Source organism: Halioglobus sp. HI00S01, from assembly GCF_001635445.1.
Taxonomy (GTDB): domain Bacteria; phylum Pseudomonadota; class Gammaproteobacteria; order Pseudomonadales; family Halieaceae; genus Halioglobus; species Halioglobus japonicus.
This window is the reverse complement of the sequence record NZ_LWEE01000310.1, coordinates 1-868: the sequence shown is the minus strand read 5'-3', so window position 1 is coordinate 868 and position 868 is coordinate 1. Positions and strand designations below refer to the sequence as shown.

The following is an 868-nucleotide window of genomic DNA, read 5'->3' as shown; positions in this document are numbered from 1 at the left end:
CATCACATCATACAATGGCTTGAGATAGATGGCCGCTAACAGCGGTCTCAGGGGCGAGCCCCGGCCTATGCCTTTTTTGATGACGTTAAAGATGCCACCCGATTCCACTGTGCGGCCAATGACCTGTGTGAGTAACCGCAACACTGCTTTATCGGGCACCAGCGCATCCAGCTGTTGCAACAACACGGTGTGGTCGATGTTCTCGTAGTAACCCTTGACGTCGGAGCGAAAGACAAACTGATGGTGCGGCAGTTTAGCGCGCAACCAACGCAGCGCCCCCTTCAGGCCACCCTGGCCATTTACATGAGTACAGCGCCGCGAGACCGGCAAGGCTGAGCCCAGTACCATCGCCATCGCTTTCTGTACCAGGGCATCTTCGGCACACCACAGGTGGATGGGCTTGCCGTTGGCACTCAGCAGCCGCTGCTGCGGGCTGAATTGATAGTCGCCGCTGCGTAGTTGCGCAATGAGTTCGGGGCGACGACTCTGCCAATGAAAACGCAGATGCCAAATATCGGCGTTGGCTGGGTAGCGACGGCGTTGCTGGCAGAGCCAGGCATAGGCTGCATCGATGGTGGCGTCATCGGCGATAGCGTCAAGCAGTGCTGACTCGAGCGGTCTATTCATAGGGCGATACAAGCGCACAGACGGCTGCGTGTTGACTATTATAAAAGCATAGACCTGTTTACCCGCAGCGACAGTGTGCAGGCTTGAGTGCCCGCTGAGTGCAACGACATATATGCGATTTTATATCTCTGTCCCCAGATCGATATGATCTATGAGACTATAAAGCCGGCAAGAAAAGAAGTTTGATCAACGTCCGCGTTTGGCCCCAAAGCTGACACTGGATTCCCGCCTTCGCGGGAAT

General features: G+C 55.5%; 1 pseudogene. It reads right to left on the bottom strand.

Annotated features, from left to right (window positions below):
* A pseudogene (locus A3709_RS19680) lies at positions 1 to 627 on the bottom strand (hypothetical protein); the annotation flags it as partial.
* Positions 628 to 868: the final 241 nt, after the last annotated feature.